Below are 15,504 nucleotides of genomic sequence, written 5' to 3' on the forward strand. Positions count from 1 at the left end.
GCCGCCATTCGAAATCATTCAGCGTCAGTGACGCATGCACTGAGGAGAATCTGTGACGGCGCGGCAGCGACGACTCAAAGCCCATGATCGACAACTGCTCCGAGACCAGCCAATGGCCGAGGAGCAGCTGACCGACTACCCGGTCGGCTGGTATTTCGCGCGCTTCAGCGAGGATCTTGCCCCAGGCCAGGTGGTACCTGTGGAGTTCATGTCCCACCAGTTCGCGCTCTTCCGCGGCCAGAACGGCACCGTCGGCATGGTTGACAGTCAGTGCTGCCACATGGGGGCTGACCTGGGCCGCTGTGGCACGGTTGCCGGGGACCGGCTTGTGTGCGGATATCACGCCTGGGAGTTCAACGCCGCCGGGCGGTGTACCGCGATTCCCAAGGTCCAGCCGGCCCGGATTCCGCCACGAGCCCGTCAGCGTGCGGTACCGGTACTCGAACGAGCGGGGAACATCTGGTTCTGGTATGGCCCCGAACCGACCCGGGAACTCCTGGATATCTCATGCTTCGACTCGCCCCGGTACACGAACATCAAAGGTCAGATCCACATCGGCCGAAGCAACCCGTTGCCAATGTTCGAACATGTCGCCGATTCATATCACTTTCCACACAATCACAGGGCTGCGGGATCGCTCGAGTACTTGGTGACCGCCAACGACGGGCATCGTTTCGAGTTCCAGCTACAACCCACGCCGGGCAGCAAGGGGGTCAACGTCCAGCGGTTCTTCAAGCCCCACGCCTTCATCGAGATGGCAGGGCCGTGCATCGCCGTCTACCGTGCGCAGAAAGATGGGACGATCAACCGGACCTCGCCCCTGCTGACAGTCCTGATCGGTGTCACACCGGTCCGGGAGAACGTCACGGTTCTCGCCTGGCGGATCGCCGTCCGCAGGATCGGTCCGAACATCCCCTTCGGCCCGCTGAACTGGCTGCTCGCCCGCGCCCTCTGGTTCGTCATCGCCTGGAACGTGCACGTCGACCTGGAAGTCCTGAAGTGGATGAGACCACCGGCCAAGACCCTGTGGGTGAAGCCCGACGGTTCATCCGTCCGCGAGTACCGGAACTTCTACCATCGAAACATCATCGCAGGCTGGCGCCCTGGTGTGCAGCCGGTCGTGGACGAGTCGGAACCCCAGCTGGAACCGCAGTCCGGTGGCAGCCGGGACTGATCAGCGGTCCGGCGGCGCGGCGGCTTCCCAGCCTGGATGCTCCCGGCGTGCCCAGTATCGGGGGACGACGCCCGTGCGCATGCCCGTGCGGGCAACCGGGTCCCGGCTGGCGAACCAGATGTGGCCGGTGGCAACGATGACCACCGCGTACGCCAGCCAGTCGTGGACGAACGTCGCGCCCGTGCGCCAGCGCACTGGCCAGGAGTTGCCGTAGCGCATGAGCAACCCGGTGCCGAACATGACCAGGACCGAACCGGCGACGAAGGCGGCGTTGAGCTTCTGACCGGGGTTGAACTTGCCGATCGGGATCCGGCCGCCGCGGCGGTCACGGCTGCGCAGCCAGGCCCAGTCCGCGGCGGTGAACCGGTTGAGCAGGCCCAGGTCATGCCGGTAGGCGGCGGACAACCCGCCGATCAGCATCGGAAGCGGGAGCGCGATCCCGGCATAGACGTGCACGGTCTCCACCAGGTGGCGCCGGCCCACCAGTATCGATAGCGGCCCTATGTAGAGCACGGACGCGGTGGCGACGCACACGCCCATCAGGGCCGCGGTCGTCCGGTGCACCCACCGTTGCATGCGGGTGAAACGGTGCAGCAGCTCAGCTGGTTGCGTCATCATCGCGTCCGTTCGAGTGCCCGACCCAGGCGTCGACGTCATAGCCGTCTTCTTCCCAGTAACCAGGATGGACACGGTCGGTGACTTCGATCTCACCGAGCCACTTCAACGACTTGTAGCCGTACATCGGCGCCACGTAGAGCCGGACGGGGCCGCCATGGTCGTGTGTGACAGGACCTCCGAGCATGCTCAGGGCGACCAGGACGTCCGGCCGCCGAGCCTGGTCGAGGGTCAGGCTTTCGGTGTAGACGCCGTCGAACGACCGGATGGTCACCGCCTGCGCCCCCGGCTGGACGTGCGCCGCGTCGAGGAGTTCCGCCAGCCGGACGCCGGACCAGGCCACATCGGATACCCGCCATCCGGTGACGCACTGGAAGTCGCGGGTGAGCGCGGTCTGCGGCATGGCGTGAAGCTGGTCGAGGGTGAGGGTTGCAGGTCGGCCGACCAGGCCCGTGACACGCAGCCGGTAGTCCGCCGCGGTGCGGGTGGGCACGGTGGAGGTCACCGAGTAGAAGCGGAAACCGCCCGCGTCCGGGAACAGATTCGTGAGACCGGTCGGGTCTCTGCTCTGGATCGGTGCGGTGATTTGCTCCAGCCGACGCTGGATTCCGGCGCCGGTCACGACACCGACCGCACCGAGCCCGAGCAGACCGAGGATGACGCGTCGGCCTACCGGCGCCCCAGCCCCTCGCGGACTCATGTGGATGAGCTAACACGCACACGGCAAGGGTACGCAACGTCCGCGGAGGAGCTCGCCCTCGTACTCGGGCAGAACGAGCTTCAGGCAGAGATGCGGCGCAGCACGTTGCGGTCGGTGTGCGCCTGCGGCTCGGGCCAGAGACTGTAGATGATTGTCGTCGTTGACGTGTACGCCATGCTGCCGTCAGCCTGAACGCTGATCGTGACTTCGTAGCCGGTTGTGCGGGCCGCGTTCGCGAGGTAGAGGTTGGACAGGACGCCGTACGTCTCGGAACCCAGTTCCGCCCGCAGCGTGAACTCCACCGCGTCCGGCGCCACCGTGCCGCCTGCGATCAGGGTCGATCCGCGGGGCACCATGAAGCAGCGCATGACCTGGCCGGCTGCCGCGTCCCACAGCCAGTAGCCGATCTCGGTGTGGAACGGGTTCTCCTCGTCGCCACGCCATGCCGCGGTGCGGTAGTCGAGCCCGTAGAGCACCTGGGTACCGTTCTCGACCGGGCCGAAGGGCTTGAACGTCATCCGCTCGCGGTAGGGCGTCTCCAGGATGCGACCCTCGACATGCGAGTACGCGACATCGACGCCCTCGTTGCCCTCCCACTCGCCGGCCAGCGCCGCCAGCGGTCCGAACTCGATGGCTTGCGTCGTCATCAGAAACCCTTTCAAGGCACCCAAACCATGAACGAACCATGCAGGCCCACGTTAGCGGTTGAGATGTCGCCATCCGTTCCGAGAGGCTCCGATGCGAAGGAGCGCACAAACACAATCGGATTTCGCCGATAGAGGAACAGCTCCGGTCAAGATCGGGTATGGGCCGTATCTCCGCCGAACGAGGTCACGACTTCCGGCCGACGCCGCAATACCCGTCCACCGGGGCGGGAAGACTGCCGTCCGGGGTCGGTTCGGGCCGCCAGTGGGTGTGCCGCACCACTCCGGGTTCGATGAGTTCCAGCCCGTCGAAGCGGCGGGCGATCTGCTCGGGGGTACGCAGGATGTACGGGACGGCACCGGTCTCGTTGTAGTCGTCCTGGGCCTCGTCGAACGCGCCGCCGCCAGCGGGGCGGGTGCCGTCGTAGGTCGCCAGATAGCTGCCCGGCGGCAGGGTGCCCATCAACCGTTTCACGATGGACAGCACCTCGTCGTCGTTGACGATGTGCCCCAGGATCCCCATCAGCATGAGTGCGACCGGTCGGTCGAAGTCCAGGGTGCGCGCGGCTCCGGCCAGGATGGTGTCGGGATCCCGCAGGTCGGCGTCGAGGTAGTCCGTGGCCCCTTCGGGAGTGCTGACCAGCAGCGCGCGGGCGTGAACCAGGACCAGGGGGTCGTTGTCGACGTAGACGATCCGGGAGTCCGGGGCGACCCGCTGGGCGACTTCATGGGTGTTGTCGGCGGTGGGAAGGCCCGTGCCGATGTCGAGGAACTGCCGGATCCCCGCCTCACCGGCCAGATAGCGGACCGCGCGGGTAAGAAAACCGCGGGAGGCACGGGCGAGCTCGCCGATCCCCGGGAAGACCTTGACGTATTCGTCCCCGGCCTCCCGGTCCACCGGATAGCAGTCCTTGCCGCCCAACCAATAGTTCCAGATCCGGGCCGAGTGTGGTACCGAGGTGTTGATCCTCGACCACAGGTCCTGCTCGGACGGCGTCTCGCCTGTCATGGGCGTGGTCTCTCCTGGTGTACGCAATGTCCAAGGTCGCCCCATACCGTAGCCGCACGGTCAGGACCTGCCCACATCACCTGACCGGTTCCCCGGGATGCCGGCCCACCGGGAGCCGGGAGCCGGGATGCCGGCCCACCGGGAGCCGGGAGCCGGGATGCCGGCCCACCGGGAGCCGGGAGCCGGGAGCCGGGATGCCGGCCCACCGGGAGCCGGGAGCCGGGATGCCGGCCCACCGGGAGCCGGGAGCCGGGATGCCGGCCCACCGGGAGCCGGGAGCCGGGATGCCGGCCCACCGGGAGCCGGGAGCCGGGAGCCGGCCCACCGGGATGCCGGCCTCGCGGCTTACCGATGAACGGTATAGTCTCCGCTTGTACGCGAGAAGTGCCATCCCCGGGTTCGCGACCCGGCCGGTTCCACTACCGTGGAAGGTCCAGCTCCCTCGCCTTATCTTCCGCCGGCCTGATGACTGAGCTGTCCAGCGTCGCCAGCAAGGTATCCTGGTTCTCGTAGTGCAGAATTGGCAGTACCCAATGATATCTTCTTTGTAGGTCGATGAACATTCCGTAGGCGGCGTTGGGAGAAGAATCAGAAAGATCCGGAAAATTCGATCCTGCCAGGAGCGGCCGCACCGGGACAATGCACTGGGGAATAATCGTTGCCAACTCATGTGGCACACTGCTGGGATCAGTGAGATCCGCCACGATGAAACGTGCCAGGTGGGCCAGAACGCTCACGGTCTCAGTAGAGTCCCGCCGGGACGGCTGCGCGAAGTCGAACAGTACGGGTAGGTAGTCGTGCCGGCGTAACTCGGTCCGCAGGGAATCCAACACCGGTTTACGATCGGCGGAGAATCGACCAAGGATCAACACAACTTTCGATGTCACAGTGTCGATGACGTCCCGCAGCCGTTCATTGTTCAACAACAGGTACATGAACTGGGCGACATCGATATTATCTACCGTTAACGCGGACTCTTCGTCGGCTGGCGTAATAACCAGGTCCTGCTGCATCGTTCCCGTTAGTCGTGTCTTCCAGACGGTGCTTCCATAGACACGGCAGCCCGAAATGTCTGCACCAGAAAGATCCATATCGACCAGGCGGGCCAGCGCAAGGCTGCCACCGCGGAGAACAGCATCCGCTAGGCACACACCACTTAGATTGGCGCCTGTGAAGTCAACCCGGGGTGCAGCTGCCCGACGCATGACCGCGTTATCCATGTCGGCGGTGCAGAAGTTCGCCTCGGTGAGGTCGGTAGCAGTGAGATCGGCATCCCTGAAGCTGGCTCCGATCAGCTCGGCCGACACGAGAGCGGCGCCTGTGAGATTTGCCCGGGTGAAATCCGACGGTGTGGCGGAAACTCGGGTAAGGTCCGCGTCTCGCAGATCGGCGTCGTGGAAGTCGGCACCGGACAGGTTTGCCCCGGCCAGGTTTGCTCCAGTCAGCTTCGCTCGGCGTAGGTTGGCCCCCATGAGCTTGGCCTCGCGTAGGTCCGCGCCGGTCAGATCGGCCAAGTGCAGCTTCGCGCCGGTGAGGTCGGCCCCCGACAGATCGATGCCCTTATAACTTCCGGTCAGATAAACCCCGGACAGCTCCAGGTATATAGATTCCTGTCGTCGCCAAGTGTTCCATCCCTCGACACCAACCGTATTCAGGAAAGACACCAGAGGATGGTCGTGAGGCGGGCGGTCGATTTCAGTTTCATACAGAGCGAGGGCTTCTTCATATTCATTGTTCACCGCCTTCCAGCGGACGTTGATGTCTTTCCAGACCATCTGTCCCGCAGGTGAGAAAGCATCATCGTCACGCCGCAGCGAATCGGACTCTGCCGCCAGTAGGTTGACACGCTCCTGGATGTCAGCGATGCGCCGTTCCAGCTCCTGCACGGCCGGTCGCGGGCCCGTCGCCTCGGTACCCACAGGCTCTGCCACCGGCCTGCCGCGGAGTCCGCGCAACCCCCGGCTCAGGACCAGTCGGAGCCGGTCGACAGGCCCGCCCCCGGTCAGCTCCCTGTCGAACAACCACGCCCTCCCCGTCCGGTTTCAACCGCCGCCCGCATCCAATGATGCAATACTTACACAAAGAGTGGAGCTCCGACGCAGTTGCCAATCATGGACCGCGCCGGCCACAATGACCCGACGCGCCGCGGATGCCGACGGCAGCCGTCCCCGCCGTCACCCTCCGGTCGGGGCCTATGCTGACCTGTGCGACAGGCACGCGGTTCCGAGGAAATCTGAACCGCCGGACCGTCCCGACGGTCGGGGGTGCCCTCCTGTTCGGGCGCGACATCGACCGCGACCGGCTGTTCCCCACCCGATTCCGAGTCACCCTGTTCACGGCACGGGTCGGCACGCCCTCGCTCGACCCGAAAGACCAGACGATCCTCGACGCACTCACTGACCACGGCGCCCTGACAAGCGAGATTGCCAAGAAGATCGAACTGTCCACCCGCGCCACCAGGACCCGCCTGGCCAGACTGGTGGAACGCGGACTTGTCCGAGAGCTCGGCGCGGGTCCGCGCGATCCCGGACGCCGCTACTTCCGCGCAACCTGAACTGGAGCCGCCGCGGCTGGTGGACGCCAGCCGGCACGCCGGTCTGACGCTCGCCGCGAACATCGCGGCCGACTGCGACGCCGAACGAAGGTCGGCAAACTCTCAACCATAGAACCATGGGGGGTCCAGGGGACTCGGCCCCCTGGGCAGACAATGCGAAACAAGCAGGTCAGACCCTGTCTGACACACTTCACCCCGAGTGGAGCGGGCGACGGGAATCGAACCCGCGTTGCAAGCTTGGGAAGCTCGTGTTCTGCCTCTGAACTACGCCCGCGTAGTACGAACAGCATCGTACAGTCTCGCGGCGGCACCGCGTCCAGGACCCGGCCGGGCGCGCCGGAGCCGCGCCGACCGGCCCGAAGTGGTACGGCGGAAGCGGCCGGCCTGGGCGGCGGACACCCCGAGCCGCTAGCGTGCTGGGACGTGCTGCTGTCTGACCGGGATATCCGGGCCGAGATCACCGTGGGACGGGTGTGCCTGGAGCCGTACGATCCGGCGCTCGTCCAGCCGAGCAGTATCGACCTGCGGCTCGACCGGTGGTTCCGGGTGTTCCAGAACCACCGGTACAGCCACATCGACCCCGCCATCGAGCAGGAGGACCTGACCGATCTCATCGCGCCGGACGGCGACGAGCCGTTCGTCCTGCATCCGGGTGAGTTCGTACTGGGCTCGACGCTGGAGGTCATCACGCTGCCGGACGACCTCGCCGGCCGGCTGGAGGGCAAGTCCAGCCTCGGGCGTCTCGGCCTGCTCACCCACTCCACCGCGGGCTTCATCGACCCGGGTTTCTCCGGCCATGTGACCCTCGAGCTGTCGAACGTCGCAACCTTGCCGATCAAACTCTGGCCGGGCATGAAGATCGGCCAGCTCTGCCTGTTCCGGTTGTCCTCCCCGGCCACGCATCCCTATGGCTCGACCGTGTACGGCTCCCGCTACCAGGGCCAGCGCGGCCCGACCCCGTCCCGTGCCTACCGCGACTTCACCCGCGCCGCCGTCCCCCCGGGCGACCGCGACCCGGAGTAACGGAACGTGACACAAGGTCGATCCCCGCGGCAGAACAGTCAACCGGTCGGCTGAGAGCGGAAGCGCACGGGCTGCCGGCCGGCCGGTTGGGCGGGACGCGGCCGGGCCGGCATGGGCGGCACGTCACGGCATACCGGGCGCTCGACGGACACCTCCACCGCCTCACCGTGGTGGACGATCTCGATCGGATCACCACGCAGCAACGTGTAGGACGCGGTGGAGTCGGTGACCTCGACCCGTAGCCGCCGTCCCCGCGGGCACAGGACGAACGCCAGCCGGCTGATCCCCTCCGGCAGGCGGGGCGCAAACGACAGGACCCCCGGGTGGTCGCGCAGCCCGCCGAATCCCTCGACCAGCACGATCCAGCTTCCGGCCAGCGACGCGATGTGCAGGCCGTCGACGGCCGCGCCGTGCAGGTCGCGTAGGTCCACCAGGGCGGCCTCCCGCAGGTAGTCATGGGCGAGACCGAGATGGCCGACCTCGGCGGCCAGCACCGCCTGGCAGGACGCGGACAACGAAGAGTCACGGACTGTCAACGCCTCGTAGTACGCGAAGTTACGTACCTTCTGCTCGTCGGTGAACGCATCCCCCCGGCGCTGCATCGCCAGCACCAGATCGGCCTGCTTGACCACCTGTTTGCGGTACAGGTCGAAGTAGGGGAAGTGCAGCAGCAACGGGTACTGGTCGGGACGCGTGTGCGCGAAGTCCCACACCTGATGGCCGGTGAACCCCTCCGACTGGGGATGCACCCCCAGCTTCTCGTCGTAGGGGATGTACATGTCCTCGGCGGCGTCCCGCCAGGACGCGGTCTCCTCCGCGTCCACACCCAGTTCACGCGCCCTGTCGGGGTGTCGCCGGACCGCGTTCGCCGCCTCCACCAGGTTGTGCTGCGCCATCAGGTTCGTGTAGACGTTGTTGTCCGCGATAGCGCTGTACTCGTCCGGTCCGGTCACCCCGTCGATGTTGAAGCGGCCGTCCAGGTCGTGGTGGCCCAGGGACCGCCACAGCCGGGCTGTTTCCACCAGCAGCTCCAGGCCGACGTCCCGCTCGAAAACGTCGTCCTCGGTGGCCGAGACATACCGGACGACCGCGTCCGCGATGTTCGCCCCGACGTGGAACGCCGCCGTGCCCGCCGGCCAGTAGCCGGAGCACTCCTCCCCGTGAATCGTCCGCCATGGGAACGCCGCACCGGACAGGCCGAGCAGGCGGGCCCGCTCCCGGGCCATCGGCAGGGTGGCGTGGCGCCACCGCAGGGCGTCGGCCGCGGCGTGCGGTGTGGTGTAGACGAGTACCGGCAGTACGTGGCTTTCCGTATCCCAGAAGGCGTGGCCGTCGTAGCCGGGACCGGTCAGGCCCTTCGCCGGGATCGGCCGGCGCTCGGCCCGCGCGCCCGCCTGCAGGACGTGGAACAGGGCGAAGCGGACGGCCTGCTGCACCTCCGCGTCACCATCGACTTCGACGTCGGCCCGAGACCAGAAGTCGTCGAGGTACGCCCGCTGTTCGGCGAGCATCCCCGCCCAGCCGGTCTGGCGTGCCGCGGTCAGCGCGGCGGCGGCCTGGTCGCGCAGGGCAGGCAGGGACCGCTGCTCCGACCAGCCGTACGCGATGAACTTGACCAGCCGCAGTTTGCGTCCCGCCGGCAGCATGGCGGTCACGGTCACCCGACCGGAATCATCATCACTTTCAGTGGTCACACCCATCCCGGGGCGACCCTCGATGACATGGTCCATGGCTACGGCGACCCGGATGCCGCTGTGCCGCGTCCGGTGCACCAGCCCGACCTGAGGGCCGCTGCTGCCGTTCCATTCCGCCAGCAGGGGCGCTTCCAGAACGGCCGCCGCCCGTGGGTCCGCACTCTGCGGCGGCAGCTGTTCGTTGGCGACCAGCTCCGACTGCACCACCATCCGCGCCGGGGCCTCCAGCGGCTCGACCTCGTAACAGATCGCCGCCATCGACCGCTGGACGAAAGACACCAGGCGCACCGACGAAACCCGGATCGCCTGGCCCGCCGGTGACACCCACTCGGCCGTCCGGCTGAGCACACCTGCGCGGAAGTCCAGCACCCGTTCGTGTTCCCGCAGGTCTCCGTACCGGACGTCGAAGGGTTCATCATCCACCAGCAGACGGATGAGTTTGCCGTTGGTGACGTTGATGACGGTCTGACCGGACTCCGGGTAGCCATAGCCGGCTTCCGCGTAGGGCAGTGGGCGCAGTTCATGGACGGAGTTGAGGTAGGTGCCCGGCAGGGCGTGCGGCTCGCCCTCGTCCAGGTTCGCCCGCAGCCCGATATGCCCGTTGGACAGGGCCAGCAGCGACTCCGACTTGGCCAGCTGATCCGGGTCGAGACCACATTCGCGCAGGCACCACGGTTCGACCGGAAACGACACTTTGCCGATCATGACCGGCATCCGCTGTCGCCGCTGTCGTCCCGGTCGCCGCTCTCCTCGCAGCCGCTGTCGTCCTTGCCCAGCAGATCGGCAAGATCGGAGACGATGACGTCGGCGCCGTGTGCCCGCAGGGCGTCGGCGTGCCCGACCCGGTCGACGCCGACGACAAGGCCGAACCCGCCGGTGCGCCCCGCCTCGACCCCGGCGAGCGCGTCCTCGAAGACCGCTGACCGTGACGGCTCGGTACCGAGCTCACGGGCCCCGGCAAGGTAGGTGTCCGGTGCGGGCTTGCCTGCCAGGTGTTCGCGTTGCGCGACAACACCGTCGATCCGTACGTCCAGCAGGCAGTCGATGCCGGCGGCGGCCAGGATGTCCGCGCAGTTCGCGCTCGATGAGACGACCGCGCGGGGAACGCCCGCACGGTCCAGCGCACGCAGGTAACGTACGGACCCGGGGTACGCGGCAACCCCACCGTGGCGGATCCTGGACAACAGGAGTTCGTTCTTACGGTTCCCCAGGCCGTGAACGGTCTGGGAGGATGGTGGATCCCGCGGGTCACCGGCAGGCAGCTCTATATGCCGGGATGCAAGGAATGACCGGATCCCGTCAGCTCGCGCCTTGCCGTCAACATAGGTGGGATAGTCATCAGCGATATCAAACAGGGCAAAAGAGTCACCGGCACGTTCCGCGCGCTGCCGCAGGAAGCGATCGAACGTCTCCTTCCACACGACTGCGTGAACGGCGGCTGTCGCAGTAAGCACGCCGTCCAGGTCAAAGAGGCATGCCTTGATGCGTTCGGGTAGTCCGAGCATCCGTCCCATCCTCCCACCGGTCCAGACGGTGTCCTACTACCCCAGGATGCCCACGTCCGCTCTCCGGACCAACGAGGTACCGTCGCGCGGGCGCTCAGAAGCGGGCCTGGCAGGGGAGAGAGGACACCGTCCGTGACAACGGTCAGCAGCGGCGGCCGGCCAACCAGGACCGCCGACATCAAACAGCACGGTGGTGGCGGCATGGCCGGCGATAACAGGAACGGGAACGCAAGCGGCGGCGGGGACAAGAACCCCCAGCTGTTCCGGCCGGTGCGTTCGGCACTACCGGCGTGGGACCGCCCGTGGGTGCCGACCGTGGCTGCTGCCCTCGTGTTCGTCGCGGGCCTCATCGACATCGTGTCCGCCGTGACCCCCGAGTGGCGTAGCCGCCTCGAGGTGCTGCGCCAGATCCTGCCCGGGGCGGCGTCGAGGCAGGCCGCGGCGTTCACGGTCGTGGTCGGGCTCCTGCTGCTCCTGCTCGCACGCGGGCTGCGCCACCGCAAACGCCGCGCCTGGCACGGCGTTGTCGCCCTGCTCGGGGCCAGCGTCGTCCTGCATGTGGTCAAGGGCCTCGACTTCGAGGAGGCCGCCGCGTCCGCGGCTCTGATCATCGGACTGCTGCTGACCCGTCGCGAGTTCCAGGCCAAGGGTGATCCGACCACCCGGTGGCGGGCACTGTGGGTCGGGTTGACCCTCGTGGCGGCCTCGGTGACGGTCGGCATGGTCCTCCTGCGGATGGGCGCCGGGCGCCTTGTCGGCCCACATCCGCTGTCGGCCCAGGTCACCCATATCGTGGAAGGCCTGGCCGGCATCCACGGACCGCTGCGCTTCTCCTCCGAACGGTTCTCCGACCTGGTCACCCGGGTCCTGCTCGCCATGGGCCTGCTCACCATCGTCACCGTCGTGTACCTGGCGCTCCGGCCACCGGAGCCCCGGCCGAGACTGTCCACCGACGACATCGAGCGGATGCGCGCGCTGCTCGCCCGGCACGGGGACACCGACTCGCTCGGGTACTTCGCCATGCGCGCTGACAAGACTGTCGTGTGGTCGCCGACCGGGAAGGCCTGCGTCGCCTACCGGGTGGTGTCCGGCGTGATGCTGGCCAGCGGCGACCCACTCGGCGACAACGAAGCATGGCCGGGCGCGATCCGGGAGTTCCTGCGGATCGCCGCCGAACACGCCTGGATACCAGCGGTCATCGGCTGCTCCGAGACCGGTGGCAAGGCATGGGAACGCGCCGGCCTGACCGCGCTGGAGTTCGGCGACGAAGCCGTTCTCGATGTCACGGCCTTCACCCTGGAAGGCCGTGACATGCGCAACGTGCGGCAGGCCGTCGGCCGGGTCGAACGTGCCGGCTACACCTACCGGGCCCAGCGGATGCGTGAACTGCCCGCCGAGGAGCGGGAGCGGTTGAAGGCCCAGGCGGAGGCATGGCGGGGCACCGAGACCGAACGCGGCTTCTCGATGGCCCTCGGTCGGATCGGCGAGCCCGCCGACGACGACTGCGTCGTGGTGATGGCGTTCGACCGCGGTGCGGACGGGCACAGTACGGACGGGCACAGTACGGACGGGCACAGTGCGGACGACGACCGCGGGCGCGATCCCGGTGGGGACGATGCGGGTGGGGACGATGCGCCCGGCGACGGCTGCACGCCGCAACTGCGCGCGTTGCTGCACTTCGTCCCGTGGGGACGTCGGGGTCTGTCGCTGGACCTGATGGTGCGCGACCGCGATGCGGACAACGGGTTGAACGACTTCCTGATCGTCTCGGCCGTGCGGGCCGCGGGCAAGCTCGATGTGGAACGTCTGTCGTTGAACTTCGCGTTCTTCCGGTCCGCGCTCGAGCGCGGCCAGAGACTCGGCGCAGGGCCGGTCACCCGCTGGTTCCGGTGGCTGTTGGTCTTCCTCTCACGCTGGTTCCAGATCGACAGCCTCTACCGCTTCAACGCGAAGTTCCAACCCGAGTGGTCGCCGCGCTACATCTGCTTCCCCGCTAACCGGGATCTTCCTCGCATCGCCCTGGCCATGCTCGAGGCCGAGGCGTTCCTGGTCTGGCCGCAGCTCGGGCTTCGTCCTGTCCTGCGCCGGATCCTGCCGTCCAGGCGCCGCCGCCCGACCTGCTGAGTGCCCGTCCGCGGACGGGCAACCGACGGACGGGCAACGAGGAAACGCCCGGGACGATGTGAATCCGCACGACAGCGGATTCACATCGTCCCGGGCATCAGGCCAGGTCAGGTCGACCGCATCACGTCAGCCGCCCGTCCGGGCTCCGCTCCCGCCGGCCGACGTCTCGGAGCCGGACCCGGACCCGGAGCCGGACGGTCCCGTACCGTTCGCCGATCCGGCGGTGTCCGCGGCAACTTCGACCCCGGATGCGGGCACGCCGGCCCCGACCGGGACCGGGGCGGCCAGTGAGCGGGCGAGCAGCTGGGAGACGTCGAGAACCTCGACGCTCTCCTTCGCCCCGCCGGACTGCTTCTTCTCGGTCACCGCGTCGGTGAGCATGACGATGCAGAACGGGCAGGCCGTGGAGACGATGTCCGGGTCCAGCGCGAGCGCCTCGTCCACCCGTTCGACGTTGACCCGCTTACCGATCTTCTCTTCCATCCACATCCGGGCGCCACCGGCACCGCAGCAGAACCCGCGCTCCTTGCAGCGGTGCATCTCCTGGCTGCGGATGCCGGGAATGCTGGCCAGGATCTCCCGCGGCGGTGTGTAGACCTGGTTGTGCCGGCCGAGGAAACACGGGTCGTGGTAGGTGACCGAGGAGTCCACCGGTTGGACGGGGACGAGCCTGCCGTCCTCGACGAGCTTGCCGAGCAGCTGCGTGTGGTGGATGACCTCGTAGGTCCCGCCGAGCGCCGGGTACTCGTTCGCCAGGCTGTTGAAGCAGTGCGGGCAGGTAGCGACGATCTTCTTCGTGGCCGCGGCGTTCAGGACCTCGATGTTGGCCTTGGCCATCTCCTGGTACAGGTATTCGTTGCCGAGCCGGCGGGCCGGGTCACCGGTGCAGGACTCGCTCGTGCCGAGGATGGCGAACGACACCCCGGCGATGTGCAGCAGTTCGGCGAACGCCCGGGAGACCTTCTTCGCGCGGTCCTCGATCGCGCCGGCGCAGCCCACCCAGTACAGGTATTCGACGTCGTCCGGGATGGCCTCGCCGTCGTCGAGCACCCGGACCTCGAACGCCAGGCCTTCCGTCCACTCCGTGCGGACCCGGGGTGAGACACCCCACGGGTTGCCGTTGTTCTCCAGGTTGCGCAGCATCACGCCGGCCTCGCTCGGGAACGCCGACTCGATCATCACCTGGTAACGGCGCATGTCGATGATGTGGTCGACGTGCTCTATGTCCACCGGGCACTGTTCGACGCAGGCGCCGCAGTTGGTGCACGACCACAGGACGTCGGGGTCGATGACCCCGCCCTCCTCCTGCGTGCCGACGAGGGGACGGTCGACCTGCGGCTGGCCCGGCTCGGGCACCCGCCCGAAGCCCGACTCGGGGACGTGGTGCACGGTGTGCTTACCCGAGGCGTCCTCGGTGGCGCCGGTGGCCGCCTTGGCCGGGGCCTGCTCGCCGTCGGCTGCCTTGGCCGCGAGCAGGTACGGCGCCTTCGCGAACAGGTGGTCACGAAGATCCATGATCAGGAGCTTCGGTGACAGCGGCTTGCCGGTGTTCCACGCCGGGCACTGGCTCTGGCAGCGTCCGCACTCCGTGCAGGTGGAGAAGTCGAGCATGGCCTTCCAGGAGAAGTCCTCGACCTTGCCGACGCCGACGATCGGGTCCTCGGCCTCCATCAGGCTCTCGATGTCGGGGGTGCTGCCGAGCCGGCCGAGCGCCTTGGGCTCACGCTTGGTGATGACGTTGATCGGCGCGAGGAAGATGTGCAGGTGCTTCGAGTAGGCGATGAGCACCATGAAGGCCATGATGATGGCGATGTTGAGCAGCAGGAAGACGGTCTCGATGTGCTCGTTGGTCGACTTCGAGAAGACATCCAGTGGCCGGCTGACCAGGTAGGACGCAAACGCCCACCTGGTGTCGCCCTGCGGGTGGGTGCCGGCGTTGAACTGGGCGCCCCGCAGGACCAGCAGAGTGACGATCACCGATGTGATCATCCCGAGGATGACCCAGGCCGGGCCGGTGTGTGAGCCGTAGAAGCGCGATTTGCGCTCGAGGCGGGCGGGGGCGTTACGCAGCCGGATGACCGTGAAGGCCGCGAGCCCCACCAGGACCGCCACGGCGAAGAAGTCCTCGATGAAGCCGATCATCGCCCAGTGGCCGAACAGCGGAATGTGGAAGTGGCGGTCGAACAGCGCACCGAACGCCTCGATCACGGTCAGTATGAGGACCGTGAAGCCCCAGAAGGTGAAGGCGTGCGCGAGCCCCGGGACCGTCCACTTCAGCAGCTTCCGCTGCCCCCCGACCTCGCTGATCTCACTCCACAGGCGCTCAGCGGCCCCGTCGAACCGACCGGGAGCCGGCTGGCCCTGGCGGATCAGCCTGAAGAGCCAGTAGAACCGGCGTCCGGCCACCGCAAGAGCGACAACGGTGATCACTCCACCGATAGCGAGTCTCACTCATCCTCCTG

General features: G+C 67.4%; 13 protein-coding genes and 1 tRNA gene. 4 read left to right on the forward strand and 10 right to left on the reverse strand.

The features are described from left to right. Positions 1-52 precede the first annotated feature (52 nt). Entirely contained in the window at positions 53-1,174 is a 1,122-nt protein-coding gene (locus tag NBW77_RS01645) for a Rieske 2Fe-2S domain-containing protein (protein WP_242605533.1), read from the forward strand. Here the strand turns inward: NBW77_RS01645 and NBW77_RS01650 are convergent, their stop codons facing one another. From NBW77_RS01650 to NBW77_RS01675, 6 genes are all read right to left on the reverse strand, one after another. Next, positions 1,175-1,792 (reverse strand): cytochrome b/b6 domain-containing protein, encoded by a 618-nt coding sequence (locus NBW77_RS01650; protein ID WP_207386795.1) that lies wholly within the window; start codon positions 1,790-1,792, stop codon positions 1,175-1,177. Beyond that, on the reverse strand, positions 1,773-2,489 hold the full coding sequence (locus NBW77_RS01655) for a molybdopterin-dependent oxidoreductase (RefSeq protein WP_131745062.1): 717 nt from the start codon (positions 2,487-2,489) through the stop codon (positions 1,773-1,775). The genes NBW77_RS01650 and NBW77_RS01655 overlap by 20 nt, the downstream gene beginning before the upstream one ends. 80 nt (positions 2,490-2,569) lie before the next feature. After that, positions 2,570-3,136 (reverse strand): heme-binding beta-barrel domain-containing protein, encoded by a 567-nt coding sequence (locus NBW77_RS01660; RefSeq protein ID WP_131745060.1) that lies wholly within the window; start codon positions 3,134-3,136, stop codon positions 2,570-2,572. Positions 3,137-3,320: 184 nt separating this feature from the next. Beyond that, positions 3,321-4,142 (reverse strand): SAM-dependent methyltransferase, encoded by an 822-nt coding sequence (locus NBW77_RS01665; protein WP_131745058.1) that lies wholly within the window; start codon positions 4,140-4,142, stop codon positions 3,321-3,323. A 76-nt stretch (positions 4,143-4,218) separates the two neighbouring features. Beyond that, a complete protein-coding gene (locus tag NBW77_RS01670; RefSeq protein ID WP_250279188.1) occupies positions 4,219-4,467 on the reverse strand; it encodes a hypothetical protein in 249 nt (82 codons plus the stop codon). 94 nt (positions 4,468-4,561) lie between these two features. Continuing rightward, positions 4,562-6,061, reverse strand: coding sequence for a pentapeptide repeat-containing protein (locus NBW77_RS01675; protein WP_131745057.1), 1,500 nt, complete (start codon positions 6,059-6,061; stop codon positions 4,562-4,564). A gap of 275 nt (positions 6,062-6,336) precedes the next feature. Between NBW77_RS01675 and NBW77_RS01680 the strand changes: the two genes are divergently transcribed. Then, positions 6,337-6,696, forward strand: coding sequence for a winged helix-turn-helix transcriptional regulator (locus tag NBW77_RS01680; RefSeq protein WP_242605532.1), 360 nt, complete (start codon positions 6,337-6,339; stop codon positions 6,694-6,696). A gap of 200 nt (positions 6,697-6,896) precedes the next feature. Here the strand turns inward: NBW77_RS01680 and NBW77_RS01685 are convergent. Then, positions 6,897-6,970, reverse strand: a tRNA-Gly gene (locus NBW77_RS01685). Between the two features lie 149 nt (positions 6,971-7,119). On the opposite strand from NBW77_RS01685, the gene dcd reads away from it, so the two are divergent. After that, complete coding sequence (gene dcd, locus NBW77_RS01690) at positions 7,120-7,719, forward strand: dCTP deaminase (protein WP_131745055.1); 600 nt, start codon at positions 7,120-7,122, stop codon at positions 7,717-7,719. A 38-nt stretch (positions 7,720-7,757) separates the two neighbouring features. Here dcd and NBW77_RS01695 read toward each other — a convergent pair whose 3' ends face one another. Then, complete coding sequence (locus NBW77_RS01695) at positions 7,758-10,118, reverse strand: glycoside hydrolase family 65 protein (protein WP_250279189.1); 2,361 nt, start codon at positions 10,116-10,118, stop codon at positions 7,758-7,760. Next, on the reverse strand, positions 10,115-10,918 hold the full coding sequence (locus NBW77_RS01700; RefSeq protein ID WP_131745054.1) for an HAD family hydrolase: 804 nt from the start codon (positions 10,916-10,918) through the stop codon (positions 10,115-10,117). Before NBW77_RS01700 ends, NBW77_RS01695 begins: the two co-directional genes overlap by 4 nt. A 306-nt stretch (positions 10,919-11,224) precedes the next feature. Between NBW77_RS01700 and NBW77_RS01705 the strand changes: the two genes are divergently transcribed. Further along, a complete protein-coding gene (locus NBW77_RS01705) occupies positions 11,225-13,042 on the forward strand; it encodes a phosphatidylglycerol lysyltransferase domain-containing protein (protein ID WP_131745194.1) in 1,818 nt (605 codons plus the stop codon). Positions 13,043-13,168: 126 nt separating this feature from the next. On the opposite strand, the gene NBW77_RS01710 is transcribed toward NBW77_RS01705, so the two are convergent. Then, a complete protein-coding gene (locus NBW77_RS01710; protein WP_242605531.1) occupies positions 13,169-15,493 on the reverse strand; it encodes a heterodisulfide reductase-related iron-sulfur binding cluster in 2,325 nt (774 codons plus the stop codon). Positions 15,494-15,504 lie beyond the last annotated feature (11 nt).

The organism is Frankia sp. Cppng1_Ct_nod (assembly GCF_920656135.1).
Taxonomy (GTDB): domain Bacteria; phylum Actinomycetota; class Actinomycetes; order Frankiales; family Frankiaceae; genus Protofrankia; species Protofrankia meridionalis.

Coding starts and splice junctions, on each gene's coding strand:
- NBW77_RS01650 (WP_207386795.1), bottom strand. CDS start 1,792: ATGATGACGCAACCAGCTGAGCTGCTGCACCGTTTCACCCGCATGCAA.
- NBW77_RS01700 (WP_131745054.1), bottom strand. CDS start 10,918: ATGCTCGGACTACCCGAACGCATCAAGGCATGCCTCTTTGACCTGGAC.
- NBW77_RS01655 (WP_131745062.1), bottom strand. CDS start 2,489: ATGAGTCCGCGAGGGGCTGGGGCGCCGGTAGGCCGACGCGTCATCCTC.
- NBW77_RS01665 (WP_131745058.1), bottom strand. CDS start 4,142: ATGACAGGCGAGACGCCGTCCGAGCAGGACCTGTGGTCGAGGATCAAC.
- NBW77_RS01660 (WP_131745060.1), bottom strand. CDS start 3,136: ATGACGACGCAAGCCATCGAGTTCGGACCGCTGGCGGCGCTGGCCGGC.
- NBW77_RS01680 (WP_242605532.1), top strand. CDS start 6,337: ATGCTGACCTGTGCGACAGGCACGCGGTTCCGAGGAAATCTGAACCGC.
- NBW77_RS01695 (WP_250279189.1), bottom strand. CDS start 10,118: ATGATCGGCAAAGTGTCGTTTCCGGTCGAACCGTGGTGCCTGCGCGAA.